The sequence below is a fragment of the Pseudomonas sp. SDO52101_S400 genome, from assembly GCF_054071635.1.
Window position 1 is genome coordinate 40,711 of record NZ_JBSVWF010000022.1, and the last position, 26,260, is coordinate 66,970.

At 59.5% G+C, this 26,260-nt stretch carries 27 protein-coding genes and 1 pseudogene; 9 read left to right on the forward strand and 19 right to left on the reverse strand.

Annotated elements, in window-relative coordinates; genetic code table 11:
- Nucleotides 1-24 precede the first annotated feature (24 nt).
- Together ACW9HX_RS13410 and ACW9HX_RS13415 are read right to left on the reverse strand one after the other, a co-directional pair.
- Nucleotides 25-963, reverse strand: a complete 939-nt coding sequence (locus tag ACW9HX_RS13410; RefSeq protein WP_457380980.1) for a toll/interleukin-1 receptor domain-containing protein — start codon at nucleotides 961-963, stop codon at nucleotides 25-27.
- A 520-nt stretch (nucleotides 964-1,483) separates the two neighbouring features.
- Nucleotides 1,484-1,756, reverse strand: a pseudogene (locus ACW9HX_RS13415) (helix-turn-helix domain-containing protein).
- Between the two features lie 423 nt (nucleotides 1,757-2,179).
- On the opposite strand from ACW9HX_RS13415, the gene ACW9HX_RS13420 reads away from it, so the two are divergent.
- Nucleotides 2,180-2,446: a DUF3077 domain-containing protein gene (locus ACW9HX_RS13420; RefSeq protein ID WP_457380981.1), complete on the forward strand. Its 267-nt coding sequence runs from the start codon at nucleotides 2,180-2,182 to the stop codon at nucleotides 2,444-2,446.
- A 58-nt stretch (nucleotides 2,447-2,504) separates the two neighbouring features.
- Here ACW9HX_RS13420 and ACW9HX_RS13425 read toward each other — a convergent pair whose 3' ends face one another.
- The 5 genes from ACW9HX_RS13425 to ACW9HX_RS13445 form a co-directional block, all read right to left on the reverse strand.
- The gene (locus tag ACW9HX_RS13425) at nucleotides 2,505-3,215 is read right to left on the reverse strand and encodes an SDR family NAD(P)-dependent oxidoreductase (protein ID WP_457380982.1); all 711 of its coding nucleotides are present in this window, start codon (nucleotides 3,213-3,215) and stop codon (nucleotides 2,505-2,507) included.
- Between the two features lie 33 nt (nucleotides 3,216-3,248).
- Nucleotides 3,249-3,893, reverse strand: coding sequence for a DsbA family oxidoreductase (locus ACW9HX_RS13430; protein WP_457380983.1), 645 nt, complete (start codon nucleotides 3,891-3,893; stop codon nucleotides 3,249-3,251).
- Nucleotides 3,890-4,108, reverse strand: coding sequence for a tautomerase family protein (locus ACW9HX_RS13435; RefSeq protein WP_007952610.1), 219 nt, complete (start codon nucleotides 4,106-4,108; stop codon nucleotides 3,890-3,892). The genes ACW9HX_RS13430 and ACW9HX_RS13435 overlap by 4 nt, the downstream gene beginning before the upstream one ends.
- A 326-nt stretch (nucleotides 4,109-4,434) precedes the next feature.
- On the reverse strand, nucleotides 4,435-4,749 hold the full coding sequence (locus tag ACW9HX_RS13440; protein ID WP_119428637.1) for a type II toxin-antitoxin system YafQ family toxin: 315 nt from the start codon (nucleotides 4,747-4,749) through the stop codon (nucleotides 4,435-4,437).
- Complete coding sequence (locus ACW9HX_RS13445; RefSeq protein ID WP_085712741.1) at nucleotides 4,715-5,005, reverse strand: type II toxin-antitoxin system RelB/DinJ family antitoxin; 291 nt, start codon at nucleotides 5,003-5,005, stop codon at nucleotides 4,715-4,717. The genes ACW9HX_RS13440 and ACW9HX_RS13445 overlap by 35 nt, the downstream gene beginning before the upstream one ends.
- A gap of 459 nt (nucleotides 5,006-5,464) precedes the next feature.
- On the opposite strand from ACW9HX_RS13445, the gene ACW9HX_RS13450 reads away from it, so the two are divergent.
- Nucleotides 5,465-6,391 (forward strand): LysR family transcriptional regulator, encoded by a 927-nt coding sequence (locus tag ACW9HX_RS13450; RefSeq protein ID WP_085647967.1) that lies wholly within the window; start codon nucleotides 5,465-5,467, stop codon nucleotides 6,389-6,391.
- Here the strand turns inward: ACW9HX_RS13450 and ACW9HX_RS13455 are convergent.
- From ACW9HX_RS13455 to ACW9HX_RS13480, 6 genes are all read right to left on the reverse strand, one after another.
- The gene (locus tag ACW9HX_RS13455) at nucleotides 6,308-6,625 is read right to left on the reverse strand and encodes an AzlD domain-containing protein (protein ID WP_007952614.1); all 318 of its coding nucleotides are present in this window, start codon (nucleotides 6,623-6,625) and stop codon (nucleotides 6,308-6,310) included. The genes ACW9HX_RS13450 and ACW9HX_RS13455 overlap by 84 nt on opposite strands.
- Entirely contained in the window at nucleotides 6,604-7,320 is a 717-nt protein-coding gene (locus ACW9HX_RS13460; protein WP_085608636.1) for an AzlC family ABC transporter permease, read from the reverse strand. Before ACW9HX_RS13460 ends, ACW9HX_RS13455 begins: the two co-directional genes overlap by 22 nt.
- Nucleotides 7,317-7,694 (reverse strand): GNAT family N-acetyltransferase, encoded by a 378-nt coding sequence (locus ACW9HX_RS13465; protein ID WP_096821986.1) that lies wholly within the window; start codon nucleotides 7,692-7,694, stop codon nucleotides 7,317-7,319. The genes ACW9HX_RS13460 and ACW9HX_RS13465 overlap by 4 nt, the downstream gene beginning before the upstream one ends.
- A 79-nt stretch (nucleotides 7,695-7,773) precedes the next feature.
- Nucleotides 7,774-8,520, reverse strand: coding sequence for a 2OG-Fe dioxygenase family protein (locus ACW9HX_RS13470; protein ID WP_457380984.1), 747 nt, complete (start codon nucleotides 8,518-8,520; stop codon nucleotides 7,774-7,776).
- A 232-nt stretch (nucleotides 8,521-8,752) separates the two neighbouring features.
- Entirely contained in the window at nucleotides 8,753-10,039 is a 1,287-nt protein-coding gene (locus ACW9HX_RS13475; RefSeq protein ID WP_457380985.1) for an OprD family porin, read from the reverse strand.
- Nucleotides 10,040-10,336: 297 nt separating this feature from the next.
- A complete protein-coding gene (locus ACW9HX_RS13480; RefSeq protein WP_457380986.1) occupies nucleotides 10,337-11,005 on the reverse strand; it encodes a DsbA family protein in 669 nt (222 codons plus the stop codon).
- Nucleotides 11,006-11,249: 244 nt separating this feature from the next.
- Here ACW9HX_RS13480 and ACW9HX_RS13485 point away from each other — a divergent pair, with 244 nt between their 5' ends.
- A complete protein-coding gene (locus ACW9HX_RS13485; RefSeq protein WP_457380987.1) occupies nucleotides 11,250-13,337 on the forward strand; it encodes a TonB-dependent receptor in 2,088 nt (695 codons plus the stop codon).
- Between the two features lie 64 nt (nucleotides 13,338-13,401).
- On the opposite strand, the gene ACW9HX_RS13490 is transcribed toward ACW9HX_RS13485, so the two are convergent.
- The 3 genes from ACW9HX_RS13490 to ACW9HX_RS13500 form a co-directional block, all read right to left on the reverse strand.
- Entirely contained in the window at nucleotides 13,402-13,614 is a 213-nt protein-coding gene (locus ACW9HX_RS13490; RefSeq protein ID WP_065257771.1) for a hypothetical protein, read from the reverse strand.
- 245 nt (nucleotides 13,615-13,859) lie between these two features.
- Nucleotides 13,860-14,966: an agmatine deiminase gene (gene aguA / locus ACW9HX_RS13495; protein ID WP_007952634.1), complete on the reverse strand. Its 1,107-nt coding sequence runs from the start codon at nucleotides 14,964-14,966 to the stop codon at nucleotides 13,860-13,862.
- A gap of 179 nt (nucleotides 14,967-15,145) precedes the next feature.
- Complete coding sequence (locus ACW9HX_RS13500; protein ID WP_457380988.1) at nucleotides 15,146-18,058, reverse strand: aminotransferase; 2,913 nt, start codon at nucleotides 18,056-18,058, stop codon at nucleotides 15,146-15,148.
- A gap of 180 nt (nucleotides 18,059-18,238) precedes the next feature.
- On the opposite strand from ACW9HX_RS13500, the gene rfbC reads away from it, so the two are divergent.
- Genes rfbC through ACW9HX_RS13520 form a run of 4 tightly spaced genes read left to right on the forward strand, consistent with a single transcriptional unit; the run spans nucleotide 18,239 to nucleotide 22,479 of the window.
- On the forward strand, nucleotides 18,239-18,784 hold the full coding sequence (gene rfbC, locus ACW9HX_RS13505; RefSeq protein WP_457380989.1) for a dTDP-4-dehydrorhamnose 3,5-epimerase: 546 nt from the start codon (nucleotides 18,239-18,241) through the stop codon (nucleotides 18,782-18,784).
- A 52-nt stretch (nucleotides 18,785-18,836) separates the two neighbouring features.
- Complete coding sequence (locus tag ACW9HX_RS13510; protein ID WP_457380990.1) at nucleotides 18,837-20,645, forward strand: sensor histidine kinase; 1,809 nt, start codon at nucleotides 18,837-18,839, stop codon at nucleotides 20,643-20,645.
- Nucleotides 20,642-22,027, forward strand: a complete 1,386-nt coding sequence (locus tag ACW9HX_RS13515) for a sigma-54-dependent transcriptional regulator (protein ID WP_457380991.1) — start codon at nucleotides 20,642-20,644, stop codon at nucleotides 22,025-22,027. Before ACW9HX_RS13510 ends, ACW9HX_RS13515 begins: the two co-directional genes overlap by 4 nt.
- The gene (locus tag ACW9HX_RS13520; RefSeq protein ID WP_457380992.1) at nucleotides 22,024-22,479 is read left to right on the forward strand and encodes a YiiD C-terminal domain-containing protein; all 456 of its coding nucleotides are present in this window, start codon (nucleotides 22,024-22,026) and stop codon (nucleotides 22,477-22,479) included. Before ACW9HX_RS13515 ends, ACW9HX_RS13520 begins: the two co-directional genes overlap by 4 nt.
- A 15-nt stretch (nucleotides 22,480-22,494) precedes the next feature.
- Here ACW9HX_RS13520 and cysQ read toward each other — a convergent pair whose 3' ends face one another.
- Both cysQ and nudE read right to left on the reverse strand, forming a co-directional pair.
- Complete coding sequence (cysQ, locus tag ACW9HX_RS13525) at nucleotides 22,495-23,328, reverse strand: 3'(2'),5'-bisphosphate nucleotidase CysQ (RefSeq protein ID WP_457381013.1); 834 nt, start codon at nucleotides 23,326-23,328, stop codon at nucleotides 22,495-22,497.
- Nucleotides 23,329-23,333: 5 nt separating this feature from the next.
- Nucleotides 23,334-23,900, reverse strand: a complete 567-nt coding sequence (gene nudE / locus ACW9HX_RS13530; protein ID WP_102620611.1) for an ADP compounds hydrolase NudE — start codon at nucleotides 23,898-23,900, stop codon at nucleotides 23,334-23,336.
- Between the two features lie 88 nt (nucleotides 23,901-23,988).
- On the opposite strand from nudE, the gene yrfG reads away from it, so the two are divergent.
- Entirely contained in the window at nucleotides 23,989-24,651 is a 663-nt protein-coding gene (gene yrfG / locus ACW9HX_RS13535) for a GMP/IMP nucleotidase (RefSeq protein WP_457380993.1), read from the forward strand.
- Between the two features lie 93 nt (nucleotides 24,652-24,744).
- Here yrfG and lysM read toward each other — a convergent pair whose 3' ends face one another.
- Nucleotides 24,745-25,185 (reverse strand): peptidoglycan-binding protein LysM, encoded by a 441-nt coding sequence (gene lysM / locus ACW9HX_RS13540; protein ID WP_065257779.1) that lies wholly within the window; start codon nucleotides 25,183-25,185, stop codon nucleotides 24,745-24,747.
- A 137-nt stretch (nucleotides 25,186-25,322) separates the two neighbouring features.
- Between lysM and ACW9HX_RS13545 the strand changes: the two genes are divergently transcribed.
- Nucleotides 25,323-26,210 (forward strand): LysR family transcriptional regulator, encoded by an 888-nt coding sequence (locus ACW9HX_RS13545; RefSeq protein WP_457380994.1) that lies wholly within the window; start codon nucleotides 25,323-25,325, stop codon nucleotides 26,208-26,210.
- The last annotated feature ends 50 nt before the right edge of the window (nucleotides 26,211-26,260 follow it).

Sequence of the window (26,260 nt, forward strand, 5' to 3'; positions counted from 1 at the left end):
CCTCCGAATCATAACTAATTATTGCTATTGCAAGGTTCTACGCAATGAAGGCGAGACATTACTGATCGCGCAGTCTCCACCGAGAAACCAGGTGACGGAAATTTTTCGCCCACCCGCAAGAATTCTCAAGCAGTGCTCAATCAGAAACGGGGTCAAGTCAAGACACTTTTTAATTTGTGAAAAACTCGTGCAACCATTGTTCACAATCGCGGAAACAACTGAGCTAAAAACAGCGTCATAATTGCTCACATGCTCACGAGCATACAATTCAAATCCTGCATCAGTGAGCGCTATGGACGGCATTTCGCCTCCAAGAAAATGCTGAAGCTCAAACGTGCCGTGTTCACCGAGAAACTCAATGGAGTCTCTAAGCTGGTGCTCAGGCATAACCAACTCGCCATCCTTGCAAAATGCTGAAATGTTTATGTGTCTCGAGCCTGTTTTTATCGCGAAATCACATGCAAGCTTGCACACCAAGCTGTCCACGTTATTATGCCCCGCGACACTTACACCGAAGCTGCCCACGTATGCTGGTGGCTTACCCAAAGCTGGCTTGTCTGAAACACCAAAGATTGAAGCAATAATGCGCTCAAGACTTGATTGATAGGATGCAGTATCTTCAATACTCTCCCAAAGTGTAGACTTTAACGCTTCAGGAACTTCGCAATCGTCAATTACGACAGGAATCAACTTACTTCCAGTATTGATTCGCTTTACACAAGCAGCATCGAGCTCATACTTAACCCAAGGTTTACTAACGCTATTTTTTGAGAGAACTACAATTACTGCCTGAGCATCTTTGATCCCCTCGTCAAATATCTTTGTAACAAGGCTGTCGCCAGGAAGCATCTCCCACTTATCGAGCCATGCGTCAACTCCATGGGCTCTGAGCTGCTTCGCAAAGTCCAACACGAACCGATCCTTATCCTCACTCGCGTGACTTACAAAAACCTTGGGAGACATATCCATTCTCGTGTTTTGATGATTGCGAATTATGAGCACAATTGGTGAAAAATCGCTACAAAATAGCACTCCTAGGTTAGCGTAGCGTTCTCAGCGCGTCGGATGCGAAGCGCGGTAGGCAGAACGCGCTCAGTTGGAGGTGACGACTGCTGTGGATTGTACCAACTGCATCTTTGAGTCCCTTGCTACTTGCCGTGCCCCAATAATGAAGGCGCGAGAGGCTGTCGTGTGTTGAGGGCAACCGCCCCTTAGTTAAGCTTTTCTTGCATGTATGAAAGCTCGGGCGAGGTATGAAAGGGTAGTTTTAGAGATAGCGCTCCATGCCTTTAAATATAAAATGCCTATAAATCATGTAGTTATGAACATTTTCGACTCCTGGTGCCGCACCATACAAAACAAAGCCCCTTTAGAAATGCAGGGGCTTTGTTGTTTCTGGAGTGTCCACATTTCGTCCACACTTCCGATCATCGGCAACCGTGTTGCCAGTTTCTAGTCGAAACAATCCGTAGACGATTTCACCTCAGGCTGACTGCAAGTACCGCAATGCTTCCGGATGCTGGCTAGCAACACGTAACAGTGTCTGTGCTGCACCTGTCGGCTGCCTGCGGCCTTGCTCTCAATCCTTCAACGTCCGCAAACTCACGCCGATCAACTTGGCAAATGCACTTTGCGAAACACCCACTTTAGCGGCCGCCGGAAGTGGCACCTCTGTCACACAGGCTGCTTTTCCCGCCTTCATTTGGCGGACAGAGTCCAGAAAGTCCTGCTGGAATTGCTCCAGTTCATTGACCATCGCTGATTTGTCCTTCAGTTGCTTGGTGATCAAAGGGTATAGATTTCTTCCAAGAACATCAGCCCGCCACCACCTAGCCACGATTGCGCACAAACCACACCCAAGCTACCGTCAAACCCATCGCTGCCAATTCAGCGACCGGGCCTGAGAACCCGCGTAAGATGCAGGCGCACCAGCGCCCCAACCCACGTTTGCCGGCGTTTTTTTGTGCCTGCATTTCCGTGCAATGGCGGCTGTGCGTGGGAGGTCCTCGGACCTGCCGGGTTCCTGTATCTCCGGTTTCTCAGCCTGCGCATAGCTGCCACCCTTTCGCCTGAGAACGAAGTGGCAGCGCTCATTTGATACAGGGAGTTTCACAAATGATTAGCATCGATCCGTCCAAGGTCTGCCCTTTCCACCTTCCAGCAAACGGTAGGTGAAGCCATGACCAATCCCCACGATCTGAAAACCCTCGGCCTCACCCATTTTTTCTTCCACTCCAATCACGCACTCTTCCGCACCAACCCCGGCGTGCCGGTCGTCACCGCCCTCTCCCACGCCTCCCATCTGCTCCACATTTCCAAACTACTCACATCAGATACTTCCGCCGCCAACGACCCAGAACTCCACACCTGCGCCTCGCAATATTTGCAGGAGTTGAGCAAGGCGCTGGTCGATGACGCGGTCAAAGTGCTGAGTCCAGATCCGTAAACCGTCGCCCACAAAAAAGCCCTCGCATCGCTGCAAGGGCTTTGTGTTACCGCATCAATCAGTGCCCAGCGCTCTGCCCGCCATCCACATGCAGAATCTCGCCAGTCACAAACTTCGCGTTATCGAGATACACCACCGCCTGCGCAATGTCGTCGATCTCGCCCATGTGCCCAACCGGGTGCAGCGCGCCCAGTGCCGCATGGGTTTCCTCGCCATGCATCGGCGTCTTGATGATGCCCGGCGATACCGCGTTCACCCGGATTCCGCGCTTGGCGTATTCGATGGCCAGGGATTTGGTGGCGGCGTTGAGGCCGCCCTTGGTCAGCGACGCCAGGACCGAGGGTACGCCGTCGAGCGCGTGGTCGGTCAGGCTGGTGGTGATGTTGACCACGTGGCCCTTGCCCTGTTTTTCCATTTCGGCGATGGCCAGTTGGGTGATGTAGAAGAAGCCGTTGAGGTTGACCGACAGCACCGCCGCGTAGTCTTCCGGGGTGTAGGCGGTGAACGGTTTGGCGACGAAGATGCCGGCGTTGTTGACCAGGGTGTCGATGCGGCCGAAGCGGGCCACGCCTTCGCTGATCACGCGCTGTGCGGTGGCCGGGTCGCCGATGTCGCCGGCGATGGTCAGGATCTGCGGGTCGTTCGACGGTTTGATCGAGCGCGAGGTGGCGACAATGTTGTAGCCCAGCTCACGGAAGGCTTTGACCATGCCTTCGCCCAGACCTTGGGAAGCACCAGTGATGACGACGGTTTTTTTCGAGTTGCTCATGATGAAATCCTCAATCAATAAGTAGGTGTTGAATCAGGCGGTAGCCAGTTGTTTCAGCATTTGTTCGTAGTACTCGACCGATTGCGAACCGGACACCAGGTGCTTGCCGTTCAGGATCAGCGCGGGCACCGAGTTGATTCCGTGCTGCCGGTAAAACGCTTGCAGTTGCCGTACTTCACTGGCGAATTCGTCGTTGGCCAGCACCTTGCGGGCCCTCGCTGCATCCAGTCCCGCTTCGGTCGCCAGACGGATCAGCGTCGGGTGATCGTTGGGGTTGTCGCCGTCGCGGAAGTAAGCGCGCAGCAGGATCTTTTTCAGCGCGATCTGTCGCCCTTCCTGCGCCGCCCACATCAGCAATCGGTGGGCATCGAAGGTGTTGTGAAAGTGCGTGCGTTTCTCCAGGTCGAACTCGAAACCGATGGCCTTGCCGCGCTCGATCTGCATCTTCTTGCCGGCGGCGACGTCTTCGGCGGTGCGGCCGTATTTGCGCATTAGGTGCTGCACGGCCGGTTCGCCTTCGGCGGGCATGTCCGGGTTGAGTTCGAAGGGCTTGTAAGTCAGCTCCACCGCAACCTCGCCGGCCAGATTGCCGATCGCCTGCTCCAGCGCTGTCACCCCGAGTGCGCACCAGGGGCACACCACGTCGGAAACGAAATCGATGGTTACGGTCGGGGTCATGACTGGCCCCGTTCCGCCAGTTGTCGGCGGTATTCGGTGGTGGTGATGCCGGCGTAGCCCCAGTTATCGGTGTCGACTTCTTCGATCACGATGTGGGTCAGGTCCGGACGTTTGTTGAGGACGCGTTCCAGGGTTTCAGTGATTTCGGCGATCACCTGAGCTTTCTGCTCACGGGTAACACCGTCGCGGGTGATGCGTACGCTGACAAATGGCATGACGACTACTCCAGTGACCTGCCCTCGGGATGATGGTCAGGTGTTGGAGCTCAATTTAGGCGTGCGGCGGGAGGGGAAAAAGTAGGGGGGGGGTACTTCATTTGTGAGGTGGTGTAATGAATTGACAATCCGAAGTTCAGTAACAGAGAATCCCCCCAAGAGCGCGAAACCGGCTGCCATCAGGTGGCGATAGCCGGCGTTAGGAACCCCGTTGATGACCTGAAAATCAGCGTTCGGGTGAGACCTCTTCTCCCCTGCTTGAGGGAGCAGAATATCGAGCGACTTCAACAAAAAAGCCGACAGTGATGTCGGCTTTTTTGTGTGCGCTATTTGAACAGTTCGGAGTGAGTACCCAAGTCAACGAAGGTGATCAAATCTGGGCGTGTGTTTTCGTAAATCATCAAAAAGTCACCGCCGATGTGACACTCGCGAAATCCAGACCAATCACCGTTCAGAGCATGATCCACATACTCCGCAGGCAACTGTTCGCCCAAAAACAACATGACCATCACCTTACGAACTTCATTCATATCTCGACGCCCGGCACGCTCGTAACGATCCCAGGACTTCTTGAACTCGGACGTTTGTGAAGCCTGCTTAGGCCGTTCAGCGCGTTTTTGTCTTTTCTCCGGTTTCGCCATCGGCAGCCCTCAGCATCTCGTCTATCGAGTCGAAACGCTGGCGAATATCTCGTGCTTCCATCATCGCGCGGGCGGTCTTCTCTGAAGGGACGCGCACCTCAAAGGGCAAGCCTTGGGTCGCAACGACCTGACGGAGAAACAGACGCATGGCATCACTAATACTGAGCCCGCAAGCGTTCAAAACCTCAGTGGCACGCGCCTTCAAATCCTCATCAATGCGGCAACGCACATCGGTGGTTTTCAGTAGTGCACCCATTTCAATTACCTCATTGTGATTTTGTAGCTACATCGGCGCTACCTCTGCATTGTGGTCAGGGGATTCGTTTTGGGTCAATGTGAAGTTGATATACGGGGCCTCACCGTCGTAACTCACTGCCATTTCATCCGCTTTGACAAAGGTCCGCTATCAGCCCAATCGCCAATTTCCCTGAGATGAATCTGCTCACCGTGCAGGCATAACGTGTGAACCCTGTCAGTCGTTTCTCTTGATGAACCCGTCCAAACGCACCCAAACCGTGCACTTTTTTTGACCCCAATCACCCCCGCGTCACCAAAAACCCCGATCCTGTGTCAGCCTCCAGCCATCGGCAGGGACATCAATTCGCTACTAATTGCGCGACAACTATGCTCAGGTGCAGGAATATAGCCGGCAAATGGCGCCGTTCAGGCCGTCACGTACACAACAATACCCAGCCCACTTCAGAGGGCATTACCCATGGATAGCAGAACCTTACGCAACCTGATGCGCATCGTGCAGACCGGCTCCTTGTCGGCCGCAGCCGAGCATTCGTGCCTGACTGTGCAGGCCCTGGCCGCGCAATTGAACAAGGTCGAAGAGCAGTTCGGTTTCCGCTTGTTTCGCCGTTCCAACAAAGGACTGACGCTGACGCCGCAAGGCACGGAGCTCACGCCTTATATGGATCGGGTGCTGATTGCCACGCGGCAGATGGAAGAGAAAGTCGAGGCGTTGAAGGTGCCTGGACAGCGCACGTTGAAAGTGGCGTTGAACACCACGCTGGACCCGGATTTCAACCGGCGATTGATCGGACGCCTGATCGAGGTGTTTCCCGATTATCAGATGGAATTCAGCTACGCCGAGTCGATGGAAAACCTCAGCAAGCTGAAGAACGAGGACTTCGACCTCGCGGTGCTGATCGGCCCGCAGCGTCCGGGTTTGCCGAGCATTGTCCTGCCTGAAGTGCAGGTGCAGGTGGTCGGTGCTCATTGCGGTCAGGAGAACGATCCGCTGACGTTGCTCGGCAACAAGTTTCAGGTGCGTCCGGCAGAAGATTGTCCGTATTCCCACAGCTTTTTGCGTTTTCTCGACGCCGGGCTGGGCAATCACGAGAACAGCCAGCGGACGATTTACTCCTGCAGCGAAACGCTGACCCTGTCGCTCATCACGCAGATGGACGCCGTCGGCATGGTCTCTCGCGAGGCCGCGCAGAAGAACGGCCTGACGATTTTCCCCGGGTTCGAGGATTTCCTCGAAGTGCGCCTGGCGGTGAATAACCCGGATCTGTCCGGACAGGCGTTGAACGACGTGGTCGATCTGCCGCTACATGAACGAGCCGAGCGCAATGTACGCAGCCGTCCCAACCGCCACACTGAGAAAGAGGTTTTTGCTGAAATACGCACATAACAGCGTCGGAATCGCTGCATAGAATTCCGGGCGATCGAGCTGTATGTGCTGATCCTTGATCAACAAGGGTGTCAGGCTGATCGCAGCTACGATCGCCACCGGCAGGTATTCCAGCGCCCGGGCGACGAAGGGCGGCCAGTGCTCGGTGTTGACTTGCAGCGGCAAGGCCCGTGGCAGGAAGGTCACGGCCATCATCAGCGCGACCACCAGGATCAGGAACGTTTGGTCAGGCATACACCCACTCCGCAGCCCACAAACGTGGCGATGAAAACGTTGAACGGCGAGCTGCCAACCAGGCTCAGCGCGCCCATGCAGACCACCGCGGCCAGGGCGGCGATGAGCTTGTTGCGGGTGTTGCACAGCGAGACCAGCACGTAGAGCATCATCGCGGTCAGTGCGTAATCGAGCTGGTATTTGATCAGGTGCGAGGCGTACTGCGCGCACAGGGCCCCGAGCAATCCGCCAATCACCCAGGAGGTGTGGCAGAACAGGTTGAAGCCGATCAGATAACGGATGTTCACCGGCGCACCGGTGCCCAGCTTGACGCTGTGGAAGGCGAACGATTCATCGGTCAGGCCGCCGGCGTAGCACCAGCGCTCCATGCGGCTCAGGCCCAGCGCCCGCAGGGCCTTCGCCATGTAGACCGACATCAGCATGTGCCGCGCATTGATCAGAAACGTGGTCAGCACGATGGTGGTCAGCGACGCCCCGCTGCTGATCAGCGCCAGCGCCGCGAATTGCGAAGCCCCGGCATACACGAACAGACACATCGCCACCGGCAGCCACAGCGGCAGCCCGGCGTTGACCGCCATCAGCCCGAACACGAACGACACGGTGAAATAACCGGCCACCACCGGGCTGGCTTCGGCAAAGGTGCGCGACGGCTGACGGTCGACCATCAGCGGCGCACTGCCGGATGTTTCATTCATAGATCCCTCTCAAATGTCCGTTCGCCGTGAGGTTCGCAGAAACCCTGGGCAGTCCAGAAACGCTTGCCCGCGAGGTTAGCATCATCGACGAACAGGAACATCCGCAGCACACCGACCCGTTTCATGTCGGCCGACGCCGCTTCCACCAGCCGCTGGCCAACGCCCTGGCTGCGATAGCGCGCACTGACCGCCAGATGGTTGATCGTGCCGCGACTGCCCAGCATGCCGCCCAGCACTGCGCCGACGATCTCGCCTTCGACATCGAAGGCCAGATACGCCGTGGTGGTTTTCTGGATCAGCACGCCGCGCAGGCACTTGGCGTCCTGCCACTCACAGAACGACACCTCGTCGAACTGGCGGAAGAAGCGCTCCATGCGCTGCGCGTCCTTGGCCGTCGCGCGCCGCAGCACCACGGGCGTCGAGCATTCGACGCCGTCTACTTGAGTGATCTGATTAGCGAACAATGTCGAAAGCGGTCCCGGGCCGCGAGAAGGAAATCGCCAGAATCTGCCGGTACGCCATGGCATGGGAGTGGGTGTTGCGCGCCGGTGTCACGTAGTGGCGCATGTCACGATCGAGGAAGTAAGTGGTGTCGAGAATTTCCTGGTAGGTCGTCGACGCCAGTTGCTGCTCGTGAATATCGTACAGACGGCTTTCGGCGCCCTCGACATTGTTGCGACCCCAGAAGTGCACGCCGCTGAACGGATAACCGTCGCAGTGAATGCCTTCCGGCGTGATTTCCAGTTGTTTGCCCGGTTTGATCTCGATACGGATCTGATGGATCTGGCACTGCCAGATTTCCTCGTGCAGCTCCTCCGGCAACACGCTTTTGTACACTTCGAAATCGGTGTCGATCAGGCTGCGCATCACCGGCGAAGTAATCACTTCATCCGAGAAGTCCTGGAAGTGCCGCACAACGCCGCCCACATAGGCGTTGTTTTCCTTGGATTGCACGTAGGCGCGATGCTCAAGCTGCTTGAGTTCGCGAGTCTTGGGGTTGTATTCAAAGTCGCTGTAACGACGGTAACGCATGCCGGCTTCGGCCTGACCGTAGTAACTGTCAGGCTCCATGTTTTCCCAACTTTTGGTCAGTCTGACGAAGTCGGCGAAATGACCGTAGAGATTGAAGTCAGCACCCTGCACATTGGCGTACTTGTCACGCCGTAGCGATTCGCCCACTTCTCTGGTTAAAACGATCATTACCAAATTCTCCGCTGCATTGAGCGGCCTAATCTATTAGGTGGAGAATTTGCGTCCATGAGAAAGAATTTCAGGCATTTAAAGCCCTGTTTGAAACGCGATTTGAAACCGCCTGAAAGTGCATTTCAAATGACAAAAACACGGGTTTTTATGCTTTTTCCAGAAAAAACGTCAAAAAAAAACCCCGAACCAGTCGGGGTTTTTTATGGCGTTTCGCAGCCTTAACCGATCATCAGAAGATGTTGATCGGGTAATCCACGAACACACGCAGCTCGTTGCCGCTGACGTTGTATTCGCTGGATTTCTGCGAAACACGCAGGATCGAGCTGCGCAGTTTCACGCTCAGGTCTTTGGCCGGGCCACTTTGCACGACGTACTTGAACTGGTTGAAGATTTCGCGCTCAGTGCCGCCTTCGCTGGTGGACGTGGTGATGTTGTCGCCACGCACGTATGCGAAGTTGTAGCTCAGACCCGGTACGCCGAATGCGCCGAAGTCCAGGCCGTAGCCCAACTGCCAGCTGCGCTCGTCTTCAGCGTTGAAGTCCGACCAGTAGGAGTTGGCCAGGTAGATGGTGTTGCCACCGTCACCCACGCGACCTTGACCTTTCTGGTAGCCGCCGTAGGCGTAACCCAGGTTGCTGTCGCCGGTGGAACGCTGGTGCGCCACGGTGAACGAGTGCGGACCGGTGGCGAAGGTCGCTGCCAGGCTCCAGATCTTGTTGTCGTCGCCGGTCACACCGTTTTCGCGGACATAGGAGTTGTCCAGCTTGGTGCGGTAACCGTTGAAGTCCAGGGTCAGGGACTGATCCTTGTCGATCGGGAACACGTAGTTGGCGTTCACGTATTGCTTCTTCAGCACGTCTTCGACGTCGGAAGCGTACAGCGCAGCCTTGAACTGTTCGGTGAACTGATAGCTACCGCCCAACACGTTGATCGACTTCAGACCACCGCTGTCACGGCCTTCAGCGCTCTTGCGCGATTCGGCGGTGAAACGACCGGCATCCAGTTGCAGACCTTTGATCTCTTTGGAAGTGATCAAGGTACCGGTGTAGCTTTCCGGCAGCAGACGCGAGTTGTCGTAGTTCAGCACCGGCAGGGCCGGCATCTGGTCGCCGTAGGTCAGGGTGGTGTTGGACAGGCGGAATTTCACCGCTGCGCCGCCCTTGGACAAGTCGTTGGCCGGGTGGCCGCTGTCGCCCTTCTTGAAGAAGTCGATACCTTGAGCGCCGCTGCGATCTTCGCTGCGCTCCAGGTTCAGGGCGTACAGACCGAATGCGTCAACACCGACACCGATGGTGCCTTGGGTGAAACCGGACGAGAACGTACCGATGGCCGCTTGGCCCCACTCGGATTTGTCCTTGTTGCCGTCTTTATAGTCACGATTGATGTAGGCATTGCGCAGCAGCACTTTGAGGCTGCTGTCTTCAACAAAACCCTTGGACTCGGCCTGGTCGTTAGCCATGGCCTGAGTGGCGCTCAACATCCCCAATGCGATCAGACTGATCCGCTTGTTCAACATTTTGTTTTCCTTATTACGGGTTGAAACGCGCTGTGTCGAACGGCTGAAACGGCGCTAATGCACTCTTTTTTCACCCCGAAACAAAAAGGCCCGCCCACGACAAAGTCATGGCGGGCCTTTTTATTATTTTTGAGTCATGGCGGTTGGCCACAGGCGTTGGGCCGAATCGTAGCCGCGCCCTGAACAATGTGTCAATTTCAAGAATCGTCTTTAAATAGGCGAAAAACGTCTAAAAAAAGTAAATTTTGCGCTAAGCACTTGCCGGGAAACACCTGTAATCAGGGATTTGATGTCGACTCAAGCGCAGCCGTCGAGGCCGCAGACCGGCAGGGTTTCCGACGGTGATGCAGTGGCAGACGACTCGCTCAACCATTGCGCAAAAGCCTGCGGTTTGCCGAGCCATGGGCCGATATCGATCAGTGTGAACTGGCCGTTCTGTTCGAGCGCGAAGGTTGGAAAGCCTTGGCCGCCGAGTTTCGCCAGCAGTGCGCGGCTGTTCTTTATATGTTGATCCGTGTCGGTCGCTTGCAGTGTTTTGCGAAAAACGTCCGCCTCCAACCCCAGCTCCACCGCACATTCCACGAGCACGGCTTCATCGGCAATTCGCCGGCCTTCTACATAGTGTGCGGTTTGCAAACGACCCAGCAGTTCCAGGCCACGCCCATCGATGCTTTCCGCTGCCATTACAGCGGCAATCGGTGGTGCGGAATCAAAGACTGCCGTGTGATCGCGCAACAGACCTTCGAAATAGGCTTCGCCGAACGGCTGACCGGTGTATTCGGCGATGCGCCGATCATGCGGCATCACGTAATTGCGCAATTGCGGCGAAACGCTTTGGCGATTGGCACCGGTCATCATGCCGCCCGCGTGGGCGATCACCGGCAGCACTTGTTGTGCGGCTTGTACCAGCGGTTTGGCGCCATAGCACCAGCCGCACAGAGGGTCGTAAATGTAGTGAAGGGTCATGGGAAGGCTCCGGGAAATCGATGACAGCCACGTTAGTCCCTCGGCCGTTGCGGAAAAACGCCGAAATGGCTTTCAGTCTGTTTCGGCAATCGGTCGAATGCGATTGTTGTCCGCCCGGATACAAGCCAGAAACAAATTGACACAATCAAACCACGGAACTTTCCCGGAATAATTAACGGAAGCAAATGCAAAGCATTACCATTCGCGCGCTCGAATTCTTCCACCCTTTCGGATGCGCTTTTCAATGCCTGCCCCGTTCCGTCTCATGCCCGTCACGCTTGGGCTTTCTGCCTTTTTGTCCTCTGGTTTCGCTTACTCCGCGACCGAGCTTCCCGCCACTTCAATCAGTGCCGAATCGCAGGCTGACGACCCGCGCGTGAAGATCAGCAACACCGCGACCCGCACGTCCACCCCGGTGCGCTACGTGCCGCAGGCGATCGATTCGATCAAGACCGCCAACGTCGCGGATTACGGCATCAATGACATCGAAGATGCCCTGAGCGGGATTCCCAATGTCAGCGGCGGAGGCGACACGCGCTTCGACAGCCTGCGCATCCGTGGTTTCGACGCCAGCAACGACTTCTATCTGGACGGCATCCGCGACGACAGCCAGTACAAACGCGACCTGCACAACATCGAACGCGTCGAAGTACTCAAGGGCCCAGCCGCCGTGCTGTACGGCCGTGGCAGCCAGGGCGGGATCGTCAACCGCGTCAGCAAGGCACCCGAGTTCGGCCGCCGCTCGACCATCGAGGCCCAGGGTGGCAGCGAAGATCTGCGCAGTCTGTACGCCGACCTCAGCGCCGACCCGAGCGAAAACATCAGCCTGCGCCTGAACATGGGCAACATGGACGAAAACAGCTTTCGCGATGGCGTCAGCGGCAACCGCCAACTGTTCGCACCGTCGATGAGCTGGCAGCTCACGCCTGACCTGAACTGGCTGGTGCAATACGAATACAGCCGCTACAACCGCACGCCGGATCGCGGTGTTCCCGGAGTCGGCGGGCGTCCGGCCGACGTTAGCCGGGACACGACCTACGGCAATGATCACGACTTCATTGATGACAAGGCACAGTCCCTGCGCTCGAAACTGAGCTATGAAATCAACGACAACTGGCAGCTGCGCCACACGCTCGGTGTGTTCAAGCTCGACAGCGATTTCGACAACACCTACCTCACCGGTTTCGACGCGAAGACCAACAAGGTCACCCGCCAGCACTGGCAACAGGATCTGACCACCCGCAACGTCTTCAACAACGTCGAACTGGAAGGTGGATTCGATACCTTCGGCCTCGAGCATCGCCTGCTGACCGGGATCGAAACCGGCAGCCAGCGCCGCGACCCGACGCTCTATAACGCGGCCACCGGCCGTGGTACCCAACCGGTGCCGTCGCTGGACCTGTACAACCCCAACCGCGACCTGCGCCACACCGGGCGCATGCAGGTGTCGAGCAGCAGCCACACTGAAGTCGAAAGCCGCGCGATCTACGTTCAGGATCAACTGCGCCTTAACGATCAATGGCAATTGCTCGCCGGCCTGCGCTACGACACCTTCGACATCGAGTCGACCAACAAGCTGCGCAACATTTCCGAGGACCGCGACAGCCACAGCACCAGTCCGCGTTTCGGCGTGGTCTGGACGCCGCTGCAGAACCACTCGTTCTACGCCTCGTGGACCAAGACGTTTTCGCCGGTCGGCGGCGGTCTGATCGGTATCACACCGGGAGCACCAGGCAACACCAACGACCTGAGCCCTGAGCTGACCAAGCAGAAAGAAATCGGCGTGAAGAGCGACTGGCTCGACGATCGTCTGAGTACCACCCTCGCCGTCTACGAGCTGGAGCTCTACAACCGTCGCACCACCGATCCGAACGACCCGACCCTGACCGTGCTCAGCGGCCTTCAGCGCTCGCGCGGGATCGAACTCACCGGCACCGGCAAGATCGTCGGCAACTGGTACGTGCGCGGTGGCGTCGGCGTGCAGGACGCGACCATAGAGAAGGACAACAACGGCCTGGAAGGCAAACGCGTCAACAACGTGGCCAAACACAACGGCAGCCTGTTCCTGACCTGGAAACCGGAAATGGGCTGGTACGGCGAAACCGGCCTGACGCTGGTCGGCCAGCGTTACGCCGACAACGCCAACACCACCGTGTTGCCGGGCTACGGTCGCTGGGACGCCCTGGTCGGCTACCGCCACAAGGACTGGGACCTGCGCGCAGCGCTGAACAACATCACCGACCGCGAGTACTACTCGTCGGCCACCAGCGCGTTCCAGATCCAGCCAGGCGCCCCGCGCAGCCTGGTCATGACCGGCACCTACAGTTTCTGATTCACGCCCATAAAAAAAGCGCTGCCATCCCGGCAGCGCTTTTTACAATCCTTGTCTGTTCTTCTTATCCTTCCATCACATCCCACAATGCGTCCAGTTCGGCCTCGCTGAACAGGCCAGCGGGGTAACGCTCGATCATCATCCGGCGCGGATCAGGTTCCCTGATCTGACGCGTTCCATTGGACTTCAACCAGTGCGCGACAATCTGGAGCGACTCACTATTTACAGCCATGGGATGCAACGTCCGCTCGCTGATTACGTTCACTTCGGCGTTCATTTCAGCGCTCTCTCCCCGTTCGTGAGCGGCTAAGTTATCCAAGGTTTATGACAGAACTGTTGAAGTTCTCCCCCCTCCCTAGTGCGTCATGAGCGATACAAGAGCTATGCCAATGTGTTGGAAATGCCGACAGGCGGACATAAAGAAACCCGCAGTCCTGACGGGCTGCGGGTTTCTCTTCAAGCGTGGGCAACAAATGACTGCCCGGTCGATTTTTCAATCAACTCAAGCTGTTACATCCGCACTCACTCTTTGTGCGGAGCGGGTTGCTGTTGGGTAAGGCAGTGAATATTACCGCCGCCCAGTAACAGTTCGCGGCCCGGCACCATCACCACTTCGTGCTGCGGGAACAGGTTCTGCAGGATTTCCCGGGCCGGGGCGTCCATCGGATCGTCGAAGCTTGGCGCGATGATGCCGCCGTTGACGATCAGGAAGTTCACGTAGGAACCGGCCAGACGCACGCTCGGGTTGCGCTCCTGAGTACCATCCACCGGGTCCACGCCCGCGCATTCCTCTTCGGTGGCAAACAGCGGCCCCGGGATCGGCATCTTGTGCACCGTGAACGGGCGGCCCTTGGCGTCGGTGCTGCTTTCCAGCACTTTCATTGCGGCCTGGCAGCGCGGGTAGTTCGGATCCTGCGGATCGTCGGTCCACGCCAGCAGCACTTCGCCCGGACGCACGTAGCAGCAGAAGTTATCCACATGGCCGTCGGTTTCGTCGTTGAACAGGCCATCGGGCAGCCAGATGATCTTGTCCACAGACAGGTTTTCGCTGAGCACCGCTTCGATTTCCTCGCGGCCCAGGTGCGGGTTGCGATTGCGGTTGAGCAGGCATTCTTCGGTGGTGATCAGGGTGCCTTCGCCGTCGACGTGAATCGAGCCGCCCTCAAGCACGAAACCTTCGGTGCGATAGCGCGGGCTGCGCTCGATTTCAAGGATCTTGCCGCCGACCTGGGAATCGCGGTTCCACGGCGAATACAGACCGCCGTCAAAGCCGCCCCAGGCGTTGAAGTCCCAGTTCACACCGCGCACTTCGCCGCTGTTGTTGATCACGAAGGTCGGGCCGCTGTCGCGGACCCAGGCGTCATCGCTGGACATCTCGACCACGCGGATATTCGGCACGTCGAGGCGAGCGCGAGCATTTTCGTACTGACCGGCGGACACCGCCACGGTCACCGGCTCGAAACGCGCGATGGCCTTGGCCACAGCGGCGTGAGCGGCCTGCGCGGGCTTGCCGCCCAGACGCCAGTTGTCCGGACGCTCGGGCCAAATCATCCAGGTCTGGGTTTGCGGCGCCCATTCGGCCGGCATGTAGAAGCCATCGGCGCGTGGGGTACTTTTCAAGGTGGTCATGTCGATCAGGACTCCAGGGAACGGTCGAGGGTGTTCAACGCGCCGAACAGGTTTGGACGACGGACTATGGCGACTTTATAAACGATAAATATCGACTTTAAAAGCTAAAAACAAATAACGAGTTTTGTTTTTACCGATTAATACCGATAGAAATCGGTATTAATCGGACTACCACAGGCTCAGAGGCCTTCTTCCAGCACCTTCGACAGCATGTCGACAAAGAAATCCACGCTTTGGCGCGAAGTGACCATCGGCGGCTTGATCTTGAGAATGTTCAGGTCATCGCCGGTCGGCTGCATGAAGATCCCCAGCTCGCGCAGGCGATCGCACAACAATGTGGTTTCTTCGGTCGCCGGTTCCAGGGTCTGCCGATTGCGGATCAGTTCGACCCCCAGATAGAACCCGGAGCCATGCACCGCGCCAACCAGCGGATGTTTATCGATCAACGCCTCCAGTCGCTGCTTGAAGTGCCCACCGACCAACTGGGCGTTTTCCCAGAGTTTTTCTTCTTCCATCACATCGAGCACTGCCATGCCGATCTGGCAACTCACCGGACTGCCGCCGGCGGACGAGAAGAAATAACCCTCGGCTTCAAGCGCTTCGGCGATTTCCCGGCGGGTGATCACGGCGCCCAGCGGCTGGCCATTACCCATGCCTTTGGCCATGGTGATGATGTCCGGCACCACGCCCTGTTCTTCGAAACCCCAGAAGAAGTGACCCATGCGGCCGTAACCGACCTGCACTTCGTCAGCGATGCATACGCCGCCCCGGGCGCGCACCAGTTCATAGACCTTTTTCAGGTAGCCCGGCGGCAGCGAGATCCCGCCCGCATTGCCGTAGACCGGCTCGCAGATGAACCCGGCCAGTTGCCGTTTCTGTTGGTCGATTTTGGCCAGGTTGTGTTCGACACTGCGCACGTAGTCCGGTGCCGAATCAAGCCCCCGGAATTCGCCGCGATAGATGTTCGGCGCGGTCACCGGATGCACCCAGTCGGGACGGCTGCTCAGCGCCTGCGGGTTGTCGGCGATCGAGGTCGACACCGCGTCCGCACCGACCGTCCAGCCGTGATAGGCCTCCAGCACACTGAGCATGTCGCGCCCGCCGCTGTAGGCCCAGGCCAGACGGATCGCCAGATCATTGGCCTCGCTGCCGCTGTTGACCAGGAACACCCGGTCCATGCCCTCCGGCGCCAGCTTCAACAAGCGTTCGGAGAACTCCGCGACCGCCGCATAGTTGAACCGCGAGTTGGTGTTGAGCAGCGACCACTGCCGGCTCGCGACCGCCGCCATGCGCGGATGACCGTGCCCGAGCACCGCGACGTTGTTGAGCATGTCGAGGTAGGAGCGGCCCTGCATGTCGATCAGGTAATTGCGCCAGCCACGTTCGATACGCGGCGGGTCGACGTAATAGTGTTTCTGGGTGCGGGCGAAACTGGCGTCACGGCGCGCCAGCAGGGTTTGCGCATCCAGTTCCGGCTCGGCGTCGCAGGCCAGGCCCAGCAGTGCTGCCGGCGATGGTGACAGCGCCTGCCACGCCAGCGCGCGGGTCGGCGTGCAGAACAGCGGTGCCTCCAGATGCGCATCGCGAACCAGTTGCACGATCAACGGACCGTCCACCGAACCCAGCACCTGACCTTTGACCAGCGCCGCGCCGCTGTGCAACGACGGCGTCACGCCCCACAGGCGTACGCTCAGTTGCGGGCCGTCGAGTCGCAGCGCGCCGTCGGCCGACAGGTGCAGAACGCCCGCAAACGGCGCTTCCACCGTCGTACCCTGAGGTACGCGCAACTCAACGTGCAGCGGGAATGTCTCTGGTTCATCAGCGCTGTCAGGCCGGGTGCGCGACAAACGGTATTGCCCGTATCGACTGGCGGCCAGACCGTGGATAGCAGCCGCCTCGTTCAACAGACGTTGATCGATGCCCGGTTGCTCCCAGTTGCCCGCCTCGAAGTGCGCGCTCAACACACCCAGATCGATCAAGGCGAACTCACGCCCGACCAGTCCCGGCAGCAACGGCGCGAAGCCTTCGCCGTCGATGGCTGGCAACGCTTGCCCGACCGCCGAAAGGATCGCCGCCTCCATCAATGCCAACGGCACCGAGGTCGCGACCCGGAAAATCTCCCATTCATGGGTGAGGTTATCGCGGCTGTAGGTATTGCCCGGATCGATGCTGACCTGTTGCTCGCCACTGAGCACCAGCACCGCCGCCCGCGCCACGATCAGCGGCCACAGCGCCTGCAATTCTTCGTGTTGCAACGGATTGACCGCGTGGTAGGCCTGCACTGCCGGCAGGATCACAAACGGATCACCCGCCGCGTGATGCAGCAACGCCGCACAGGTGACCGACAGATCAGTGATGCGCCAGGTGCGGACCAGATCGCCGAAATCGATGACGCCCTGCAACTGCCAGTGCCGCCGGGCATCACGCTGCCAGACCACATTGTCGTCGGTGATGTCCATGTGGATCGCCTGCACCGGCAACTTTTCCAGCAACGGTTGCAGACGGCGACCGGCCTGTTCGGCGGCCTCGGCAATCAGTACGCGCTGGCGCTGATCCTCGATCACAGGCAGCAGATGCTCGATCAACGCGCTGGCATGGCGCGCATCCCACTGCAAGGTCCGCTCAAGTCCCGGGTGGTCGAAGCCGGCCAGGGCCAGGTCCATTTCGCCGCAGAGCCGGCCGAACCCGGCGACGACTTCGTGGCCCAGGTGATCGAGCGCCGTCAGTGGCTGGCCTTCGATGTAATCGAGCAACCGCACATGCACCGCTTCACCGCCGATCTTCAGCGACAACAGGTCTTGCCCGTCATTGGCCGGGATGACCCGGGGAACGTGGACATCGCAGTGTTCGGCCAGATACTTCAGGCCGGCGTGCTGGGCTTGCAACTCCACCAGTGAATAGTCGCCCCGACAGATCTTCAGCACGAACCGCCCGCGCTCGCTGTCCACGCGATAGTTGAGGTCCTGCTGGCTGCCCAGGGCCTGCAACGTGCCGTTCAGCCCGTAATGCTGCGCCAGAACCTGCAAGGCCTGCTCCGGAGTGACCTGTGGGCCTGGCAGACTGGCGCGATGAATCAACGTGGCGAACGACATGGAACGACCCCTGAAATTTTATTAGGCGCCTATATCGCCATTGCTTCGGGCGATAAGCAACCCCCCGACCATCCGTCCCCCGTGCCGCGCGCGCAGGGCGTATTTGCAAGTCGGCACTCGCGCCCACTGGCACTTTGCGCAAGAATGTCAGCCATTCACACCAGCCACTGGAATTTTTTCATGAATGTAATCACCACCGACCTGCCCGGTGTTCTGATCATCGAACCCAAGGTATTTGGTGACGAGCGCGGTTTCTTCTACGAAAGCTTCAATGCCAAGGCTTTCCAGGAAGCGACCGGCCTGGACACGCAATTTGTCCAGGACAACCATTCCCGCTCGCAAAAAGGCGTCCTGCGCGGTTTGCATTACCAACTGGAAAATACCCAGGGCAAACTGGTCCGCGTCACGGCCGGTGAAGTACTCGATGTCGCCGTCGATATCCGTCGCAGTTCGCCGCATTTCGGCAAGTGGGTCGCTGTACGTCTGTCCGCCGACAATCACCGTCAGCTGTGGGTGCCGGAAGGCTTCGCCCATGGCTTCGTGGTGCTGAGCGAATTCGCCGAGTTTCTCTACAAGACTACCGACTACTACACCCCGTCGGCCGAACGCAGCATTCGCTGGGATGACCCGGATCTGGCCATCGACTGGCAACTGGACGAAGCGCCGAAACTGTCGGCCAAGGATCAGGCAGCGGCCCTGCTCAAGGATGCCGACGTCTTTTCCTGAAGTGCTGCAAGCCTAGGCATAATGCGCCTGTATCCACAGGCGCTCGATGCTCATGACTCCGACCCTTCCCCGCCGCCCCCGCTGGCGCAGCCTCGCCCTGCTGGCCCTTTGCCTGGCCCCGCTGCTGTGGCCGCTGGAACATCTCGCCGAGCGTTACTACCGCAGTGAACTGGCCAGCCAGAATCGCCAGACCCTCGACCTCTACGTCGCCAACCTGCTGGGCACCCTGCATCGCTACGAAGTGTTGCCACAGATCCTCGGTGACCTGCCGGCCCTGCGGGCGGTCGTCGGCGCACCGGACGACGGTGTCACCCAAGGCAACGCCAATCGCCTGCTGAAGAACATCGCCGCCCAGACCGGCGCCGAAGTCATGTACCTGATGGACACCTCCGGCCGGACGCTGGCAGCGTCGAACTGGGACAAGCACGACAGCTTCGTCGGGCGTAATTTCGCCTTCCGGCCCTACTTCAGCGAAGCCATGGCCGGACGCCTGGGCCGCTTCTTCGGGCTTGGCACCACCTCCGCCAAACGCGGCTATTTCTTCGCGGCGGCCGTACGCAATGGCGAGAAAATCATCGGTGTGCTGGTGATCAAGGTCGACCTCGACCACACCGAAAGTTTGTGGGGCAAAACCCCGGAACAACTGCTGGTGACCGATCACAATGGCGTGGTCATTCTCACCTCGCGCCCGGAATGGCGCTTCCGTTCGACCCGTCCATTGAGTAACGACGAACGCTCGGCAATCACCGCGATCCAGCCGTACCCGACTCGCGAGCCGCGTCCATTGAACCTCAGCCCGACCGCTTGGCTGACCCAGACCCGGGACATCGAAGAAACCGGCTGGAGTGTCAGCATTCTGGCTCCGCGCACCCTGATCGACCGCCCGGTGCGCACCGTGGTGGCCGTCGGTGGTGCCGCGCTGTTGGTGGTGATGCTGTTGCTCGGACTGATGATGCAGCGCCGCCGCCATTACCTGGAACGGATCGCTTTCGAAGCCAAGGCGCGACGGGAACTCGAAGGCCGGGTAGCCGAACGCACCAGCGATCTGGAAGGACTCAACCGTCGTCTGAAACAGGAAGTGCTGGAACGCGAACAGGCCCAGCAGGAACTGGTCCGGGCTCAGGACGATCTGGTACAGGCCGGCAAACTGTCGGCGCTGGGAACCATGTCGGCGAGCATCAGCCACGAACTCAATCAGCCGCTGGCGGCAATCCGCAGCTATGCCGAAAACGCCGAAGTGCTGCTCGACCATCAGCGCACCGACGACGCTCGCGGCAACCTCAAACTGATCAGCGAACTGACCGGGCGCATGGCGTCGATCATCGCTCACCTGCGCGCTTTCGCCCGCCGCGATCGCCACGCCCCGGAAAGCGTGGCCCTGCAACCGGCGCTGGACGACGCGCTGGCGTTGCTGGCCAAGCGGCGCCGGAGCATGGACGTCGAACTGATCCGCGACCTGCCCGCCGCGACTTTGTGGGTCGAGGCCGGGGAAACCCGTCTGCGCCAGGTCCTCGGCAATCTGCTGGCCAACGCCCTCGATGCCCTGACCGAGAAAGGCCCGCCGCGCAAACTGTGGTTGAGTGCCGAATCCACCGGTGAAGGCGTCAATCTGTACATTCGCGACAACGGCCCGGGTTTCTGCATGGAAGCCCTGGGCCGCGCCAGCGAACCGTTTTACACCACCAAGACCCGCACTCAGGGCCTTGGTCTGGGGTTGGCCATTTGCGAAACCCTGATGCGCGCCTTCGGCGGTGAACTGTCGTTCGCCAACCACAAGCAAGGTGGCGCCTTGATCACCCTGCGGCTGCGCGCCGGCGCGCCCGGGGTCAGCCTGCAACCGTCCGAGGATCGAAGTGCATGACCATCGACAACCGCATTCAGGTGGTGCTGATCGACGACGATCCGCACCTGCGTCAGGCCCTGGGCCAGACGCTGGATCTGGCCGGCCTGAAAATCCTTCCGCTGTCCGAAGCCAAGGGCCTGGCCGCCCAACTGGAGCGTGACTGGCCCGGCGTGGTGGTCAGCGACATCCGCATGCCCGGCATGGACGGTCTGGAACTGCTGAGCGAACTGCACGCCCAGGATCCTGAGCTGCCCGTGTTGCTGATCACCGGCCACGGCGACGTGCCGCTGGCCGTGCAGGCCATGCGCGCCGGCGCCTATGACTTCCTCGAAAAACCGTTCGCCAGCGACGCCCTGCTCGACAGCGTGCGCCGCGCACTGGCCCTGCGGCGTCTGGTACTGGACAACCGCAGCCTGCGCATGGCCCTGAGCGACCGCAACGAACTGAGCGCCCGACTGGTCGGCCACTCGGCCCCGATGGCGCGCCTGCGCGAGCAGATCGGTGCGCTGGCCGCGACCAAGGCAGACGTCTTGATCCTCGGCGAAACCGGCGCCGGCAAGGAAGTCGTCGCTCGCGCCCTGCACGATCTGTCGAGCCGGCGCAACGGCCCGTTCGTGGCAATCAACGCCGGGGCACTGGCCGAGTCGGTGGTGGAAAGCGAACTGTTCGGCCACGAGCCCGGCGCGTTCACCGGTGCGCAGAAGCGCCGGATCGGCAAGTTCGAATTCGCCAACGGCGGCACGCTGTTTCTCGACGAGATCGAAAGCATGAGCATGGACGTGCAGGTCAAACTGTTGCGCATGCTGCAGGAGCGAGTCGTCGAACGGCTGGGCGGCAATCAGTTGATCCCGCTGGACATCCGCGTCATCGCCGCGACCAAGGAAGACCTGCGCCAGGCCGCCGATCAGGGCCGCTTCCGCGCCGACTTGTATTACCGCCTCAACGTGGCGCCGCTGCGCATCCCGCCACTGCGTGAACGGGGCGAAGACGCGTTGGTGTTGTTCCAGCACTATGCCGACGAAGCCAGCGCCCGCCACGGTCTGCCGCCCCATGAACTGCAACCGGCGCAACGGGCGTTGCTGCTGCGTCACTCATGGCCGGGCAATGTGCGGGAATTGCAGAACGCGGCAGAGCGTTTCGCCCTCGGCCTGGAACTGGCGCTGGATAACACTCAGCCCGACGGCAGCAGCGCGGCCATCGAGGTCACCAGCGGCGGCCTCAGTGAACAGGTGGAAAATTTCGAGAAGTCATTGATCGCCGCCGAACTGGCCCGCTCGCACAGCTCGGTGCGCAGTCTCGCCGAAGCCCTGGGCGTTCCGCGCAAAACCCTGCACGACAAACTGCGCAAGCACGGGCTGAATTTCGCCGACAGCAGCAGCCATGGAGACGAATCCGAATGAATCGCGACAGCCAATATCTGGAATCCGTCCTCCACCACGACATCCCGTTGACCCGGGATATGGGCCTCAAAGTACTCGACTGGCAGGAACAGCAATTGCGCCTGCACTTGCCGCTGGACGCCAACGTCAATCACAAGAGCACCATGTTCGGCGGCAGCCTGTACTGTGGCGCGGTGTTGGCCGGCTGGGGCTGGCTGCATCTGCGCTTGAAGGAAGAAGGCATCACCGACGGCCACATCGTGATCCAGGAAGGTCAGATCAGTTATCCACTGCCGGTGACCGGCGATGCCGTCGCGATCTGCGCGGCGCCGAGCGCGGCCGTTTGGAAGAAGTTTCTGACGATGTATCAGCGCTATGGCCGGGCGCGATTGACGCTGCATACGCGAGTCGTCAATGCGGGGAGCGATGAAGATGCGGTGACGTTCAGCGGGCAGTACGTCCTGCACCGCTGAGGTATGGAAATGGGCTCAGGAACGGGCCAGTTCCAGCAGCTTCGAGCGCCACGCCGCTTTTGCCGGCAGCGCCAGGAAGAACTCGTTCAGCAGTGATTCGCGCGCCGGGTAACAGAAGGCTTCACCGTTCAAACCCAGAACCTCGCCGCCCGCCCCTTCCAGAACGCCCTGCGCCGCCGCCGTGTCCCATTGGGAGGTCGGCGCCAGTCGCGGATAGCAGTCCGCCGCACCTTCAGCCAACAGGCAGAACTTCAGCGAGCTGCCGATATTGGCCAGTTGCAACTCACCCAGGCTGGCGCTCAAACCGGCCAGCAAGCGTTCCTGATCCGGGCTCGAATGACGGCGGCTGGCAACCACAGTGAAGGCTTCACCAGGCCCTGGCACGTCGCGTACCTGAATCGCCACCGGCGTACCGCCCGTATCGCCACGCCAGGCACCGATACCGGCACCGCCGACGTAGAAACGCCCATTGGTCGGCATCGACACCACGCCAAAGACCACCCGGCCATTTTCGATCAAGGCAATATTGACGGTGAACTCTTCACTGCCGCTGATGAATTCCTTGGTGCCATCCAGCGGATCCACCAGCCACCAGCGCTGCCATCCGGCACGTACGCTTTGCGGGATGTTGGCGTCCTCTTCTGACAGCACCGGAATGCTCGGATCCAGGGCGGTCAGGCCGGCAACGATCACATGATGCGCGGCGATATCCGCAGCGGTCACCGGCGAATCATCGGACTTGGCGGTGACCGCCACATCGACGCGCCAGAACGGCAGGATCGCCTCGCCGGCCCGCAGCGCCAGTTCAACCACCGGTGCCATCAACGGATGGGGAAAACTCATCGACATCTCACTCATGACTGGAAAAAACCGCGCTGGGTCAGCAGATCGCGGGCCAGGTACAACGCCGCCAGGGCACGACCTTCGGAAAATTGCGGATTTTGCGCCAGTGACGAAAGATCACGCAGGTTGATCTTGTCCACCCGCATCGGCTCCGGTTCATCGCCTTCCAGTCGTTCTTCATAAAGATCGCTGGCAAGCACCACCTGGATTTTCTGGCTCATATAGCCGGGGGACAACGACAACTCGGTCAGGTGTTCCAGCTGCCGCGCGCCAAAGCCTGCCTCTTCCTTGAGCTCACGCTCGGCCGCCGCCAGCACATCTTCGCCCGGTTCGATCAACCCTTTGGGCAGAGACAGTTCGTACTCGTCAGTACCGCCGCAGTATTCCTCGACCAGCACCGCGTGCTCGGCATCGAGCATCGCCACGATCATCACCGCGCCGTAACCGGCGCCCTTGCCCACCAGCCGCTCGTAGGTGCGCTCCACGCCGTTGGAAAAGCGCAGCTTCAGCTCTTCGACGCAGAACAGACGACTGGTGGCGACGATTTCCCGGGCGAGTACGGTTGGTTTCTGGCGCATGCAAAGCTCCTTGGCGTGAACGCGCTACTATAACGCGGCTTTTCCGATTGTTTGCGTCGGATATCTTTCTACCGTTCGAGACGTTGCCATGCCTTCATTACCGTGGTCCGACATCGATACCGTTCTGCTGGACATGGACGGCACGTTGCTGGATCTGCACTTCGACAACCACTTCTGGCTGGAACACCTGCCGCAGCGCTACGCCGACCTGCATGGCGTGAGCCGGACCATGGCGGAAATGGAATTGCAGCCGTTGTTCGAGCGTCATGCCGGTCAATTGCAGTGGTATTGCCTGGATTTCTGGAGCGCGGAATTGAAGCTGTCGGTACGCGAGCTGAAGCTGGAAACCGCACACCTGATTGCTCTGCGTCCGGACGCCGACACCTTTCTGGCAGCGATCAAACGCGCCGGGAAACGGGTAATCATGATCACCAACGCACACCGCGATTCGCTGTCGTTGAAACTGGAACGGGTTGAACTGGCGCCGTACTTCGAGCGGCTGATCAGCTCCCACGATTACGGTTTTCCCAAGGAGAAGCCGCAGTTCTGGGATGCCTTGCAGGCCGATATCGGTTTTGACCCGGCGCGCAGCCTGTTCATCGACGACACCTTGCCGATCCTGCGCAGTGCACGGGACTTTGGTGTGGCGCACCTGTTGGCCGTGAAGGAACCGGACAGTCGCAAGGGGCCGAAGGACACGGCGGAGTTTGCGGCGGTTGAGGATTATCGGGATTTGATTGCGGGCCTGTAGACCGCGTCGTCCCCATCGCGAGCGGGCTCGCTCCCACAATTGAAATGCATTCCTATGTGGGAGCGAGCCTGCTCGCGATTGAGGTTTCGAAGATTAGTCAGGAATACGCAGCGTCTGCCCCGGATAGATCTTGTTCACATCCTTGAGCATTGGCTTGTTGGCCTCGAAAATCTTGTTGTACTGGTTGGCATTGCCATACACAGCCAGGGAAATCGCGCTGAGGGTGTCGCCCTTTTTCACCACGACAAAACGTGCGGCAGCCACCACCGGCCCGGTCACGGTGATCTGGTCATCGACACTGCCGACGCCTTCAATATTGCCCACCGCCAGCAGAATCTTCTCTTTCTCTTCCTGGCTCGCCACCTCGCCGGTGACCGTCACCTTGTCACCGTCCACGGTGGCCTGGACATTCGGGTTACCCAGCCCGACCTTGCTGATGTGTTCCTTCAGTTGCTCACTGGCATTGGCGTTGCCGGGGGTCAACAGGTCGATCAGCTTCTCACCGGCCTCTTTTACAAAGCTCAAAAGACTCATGGCACACACTCCTTGATTTAAGTTCCAGACGCCCAAGCCTAGACCACCGCGAACCACCCCGGTTCCGGCCCGACCAATGACCCTGCCCCCGTGCAAGCGGTAGAATCGCCCACCCTTGCCAGCGCCCCGGAGCGAAGATGGACATCAAGCAGCTGAAATTCCTCATCGCCCTCGACGAAACCCGCCATTTCGGTCAGGCCGCCGCCCGCTGCCACATCACCCAGCCGACTTTATCGATGCGCCTGCGCAGCCTCGAAGAGGAACTTGATCTGCCGCTGGTCAATCGCGGCCAGCGTTTCGAAGGTTTTACCGCGCCGGGCGAACGAGTACTGGCCTGGGCCCGGACGGTGCTGGCAGCTTATGACGGCTTGCAGGCTGAAGCGGCGGCCTGTCGCGGCAACCTGATCGGCACCCTGCGGCTGGGGGTGGTGCCGCTGTCGAGTTTTGATCCGCTGCCGTTGATGCAACGCCTGCACGCTGCGCACCCGGAACTGCGTTTCGAATTGTCGGCACTGAGTTCGGAGCAGATCCTCGAGCAACTGGCGGACAACCGGATCGACATCGGCGTGTCCTACCTGGATCGTCTCGACAACGAACGTTTCGAATCCCTGGCGTTCGATGAAACCCGCATGGGCCTGCTTTACGATCAGCGTTCCTTCAGCTTCGGCGAAGCACCGCTGAGCTGGCAGGCGCTGATCGAACTGCCGTTGGGCATGCTCACCAGCGGCATGCACTTTCGCCAGTCCATCGACCACAACTTCCACAGCCGGGGCCTGACGCCTCAGCCCCTGTTGCAGACCGACGCCGTGCATCAATTGTTACAAGCTGTGCACGGTGGATTCTGCTGCGCGATCATGCCGCTGGACGGCGGCCTGGAACGCCTCACCGATGATCTGCGTCTGCAACCGATCGAAAGCGCCCAGACCCTCGCCCGGCTGGGCCTGATCATGCGCCGCGGCGCGCCGCGTTCGGCACTGGCCGAGGCTTGTTTCGCGCTGTATCAGAAATCGTCAGCGGCCGCTTGATCGACGGCATCTATCGATAGATCGACACTAGCGATTAGACGCGACAAGTT

What these genes read in the sequence shown, in the direction of transcription:
- ACW9HX_RS13410 (WP_457380980.1), bottom strand. Translation starts at nt 963, where the DNA reads ATGTCTCCCAAGGTTTTTGTAAGTCACGCGAGTGAGGATAAGGATCGG.
- ACW9HX_RS13490 (WP_065257771.1), bottom strand. Translation starts at nt 13,614, where the DNA reads ATGAACGCCGAAGTGAACGTAATCAGCGAGCGGACGTTGCATCCCATG.
- ACW9HX_RS13420 (WP_457380981.1), top strand. Translation starts at nt 2,180, where the DNA reads ATGACCAATCCCCACGATCTGAAAACCCTCGGCCTCACCCATTTTTTC.
- ACW9HX_RS13475 (WP_457380985.1), bottom strand. Translation starts at nt 10,039, where the DNA reads ATGTTGAACAAGCGGATCAGTCTGATCGCATTGGGGATGTTGAGCGCC.
- aguA (WP_007952634.1), bottom strand. Translation starts at nt 14,966, where the DNA reads ATGACCACCTTGAAAAGTACCCCACGCGCCGATGGCTTCTACATGCCG.
- ACW9HX_RS13470 (WP_457380984.1), bottom strand. Translation starts at nt 8,520, where the DNA reads ATGATCGTTTTAACCAGAGAAGTGGGCGAATCGCTACGGCGTGACAAG.
- yrfG (WP_457380993.1), top strand. Translation starts at nt 23,989, where the DNA reads ATGCCTTCATTACCGTGGTCCGACATCGATACCGTTCTGCTGGACATG.
- ACW9HX_RS13455 (WP_007952614.1), bottom strand. Translation starts at nt 6,625, where the DNA reads ATGCCTGACCAAACGTTCCTGATCCTGGTGGTCGCGCTGATGATGGCC.
- ACW9HX_RS13485 (WP_457380987.1), top strand. Translation starts at nt 11,250, where the DNA reads ATGCCTGCCCCGTTCCGTCTCATGCCCGTCACGCTTGGGCTTTCTGCC.
- ACW9HX_RS13435 (WP_007952610.1), bottom strand. Translation starts at nt 4,108, where the DNA reads ATGCCATTTGTCAGCGTACGCATCACCCGCGACGGTGTTACCCGTGAG.
- cysQ (WP_457381013.1), bottom strand. Translation starts at nt 23,328, where the DNA reads ATGTCGATGAGTTTTCCCCATCCGTTGATGGCACCGGTGGTTGAACTG.
- ACW9HX_RS13430 (WP_457380983.1), bottom strand. Translation starts at nt 3,893, where the DNA reads ATGACCCCGACCGTAACCATCGATTTCGTTTCCGACGTGGTGTGCCCC.
- ACW9HX_RS13440 (WP_119428637.1), bottom strand. Translation starts at nt 4,749, where the DNA reads ATGGCGAAACCGGAGAAAAGACAAAAACGCGCTGAACGGCCTAAGCAG.
- ACW9HX_RS13465 (WP_096821986.1), bottom strand. Translation starts at nt 7,694, where the DNA reads ATGGAGCGCTTCTTCCGCCAGTTCGACGAGGTGTCGTTCTGTGAGTGG.
- ACW9HX_RS13500 (WP_457380988.1), bottom strand. Translation starts at nt 18,058, where the DNA reads ATGTCGTTCGCCACGTTGATTCATCGCGCCAGTCTGCCAGGCCCACAG.
- ACW9HX_RS13445 (WP_085712741.1), bottom strand. Translation starts at nt 5,005, where the DNA reads ATGGGTGCACTACTGAAAACCACCGATGTGCGTTGCCGCATTGATGAG.
- ACW9HX_RS13520 (WP_457380992.1), top strand. Translation starts at nt 22,024, where the DNA reads ATGAATCGCGACAGCCAATATCTGGAATCCGTCCTCCACCACGACATC.
- nudE (WP_102620611.1), bottom strand. Translation starts at nt 23,900, where the DNA reads ATGCGCCAGAAACCAACCGTACTCGCCCGGGAAATCGTCGCCACCAGT.
- rfbC (WP_457380989.1), top strand. Translation starts at nt 18,239, where the DNA reads ATGAATGTAATCACCACCGACCTGCCCGGTGTTCTGATCATCGAACCC.
- ACW9HX_RS13460 (WP_085608636.1), bottom strand. Translation starts at nt 7,320, where the DNA reads ATGAATGAAACATCCGGCAGTGCGCCGCTGATGGTCGACCGTCAGCCG.
- ACW9HX_RS13425 (WP_457380982.1), bottom strand. Translation starts at nt 3,215, where the DNA reads ATGAGCAACTCGAAAAAAACCGTCGTCATCACTGGTGCTTCCCAAGGT.
- ACW9HX_RS13510 (WP_457380990.1), top strand. Translation starts at nt 18,837, where the DNA reads ATGACTCCGACCCTTCCCCGCCGCCCCCGCTGGCGCAGCCTCGCCCTG.
- ACW9HX_RS13545 (WP_457380994.1), top strand. Translation starts at nt 25,323, where the DNA reads ATGGACATCAAGCAGCTGAAATTCCTCATCGCCCTCGACGAAACCCGC.
- ACW9HX_RS13480 (WP_457380986.1), bottom strand. Translation starts at nt 11,005, where the DNA reads ATGACCCTTCACTACATTTACGACCCTCTGTGCGGCTGGTGCTATGGC.
- ACW9HX_RS13450 (WP_085647967.1), top strand. Translation starts at nt 5,465, where the DNA reads ATGGATAGCAGAACCTTACGCAACCTGATGCGCATCGTGCAGACCGGC.
- lysM (WP_065257779.1), bottom strand. Translation starts at nt 25,185, where the DNA reads ATGAGTCTTTTGAGCTTTGTAAAAGAGGCCGGTGAGAAGCTGATCGAC.
- ACW9HX_RS13515 (WP_457380991.1), top strand. Translation starts at nt 20,642, where the DNA reads ATGACCATCGACAACCGCATTCAGGTGGTGCTGATCGACGACGATCCG.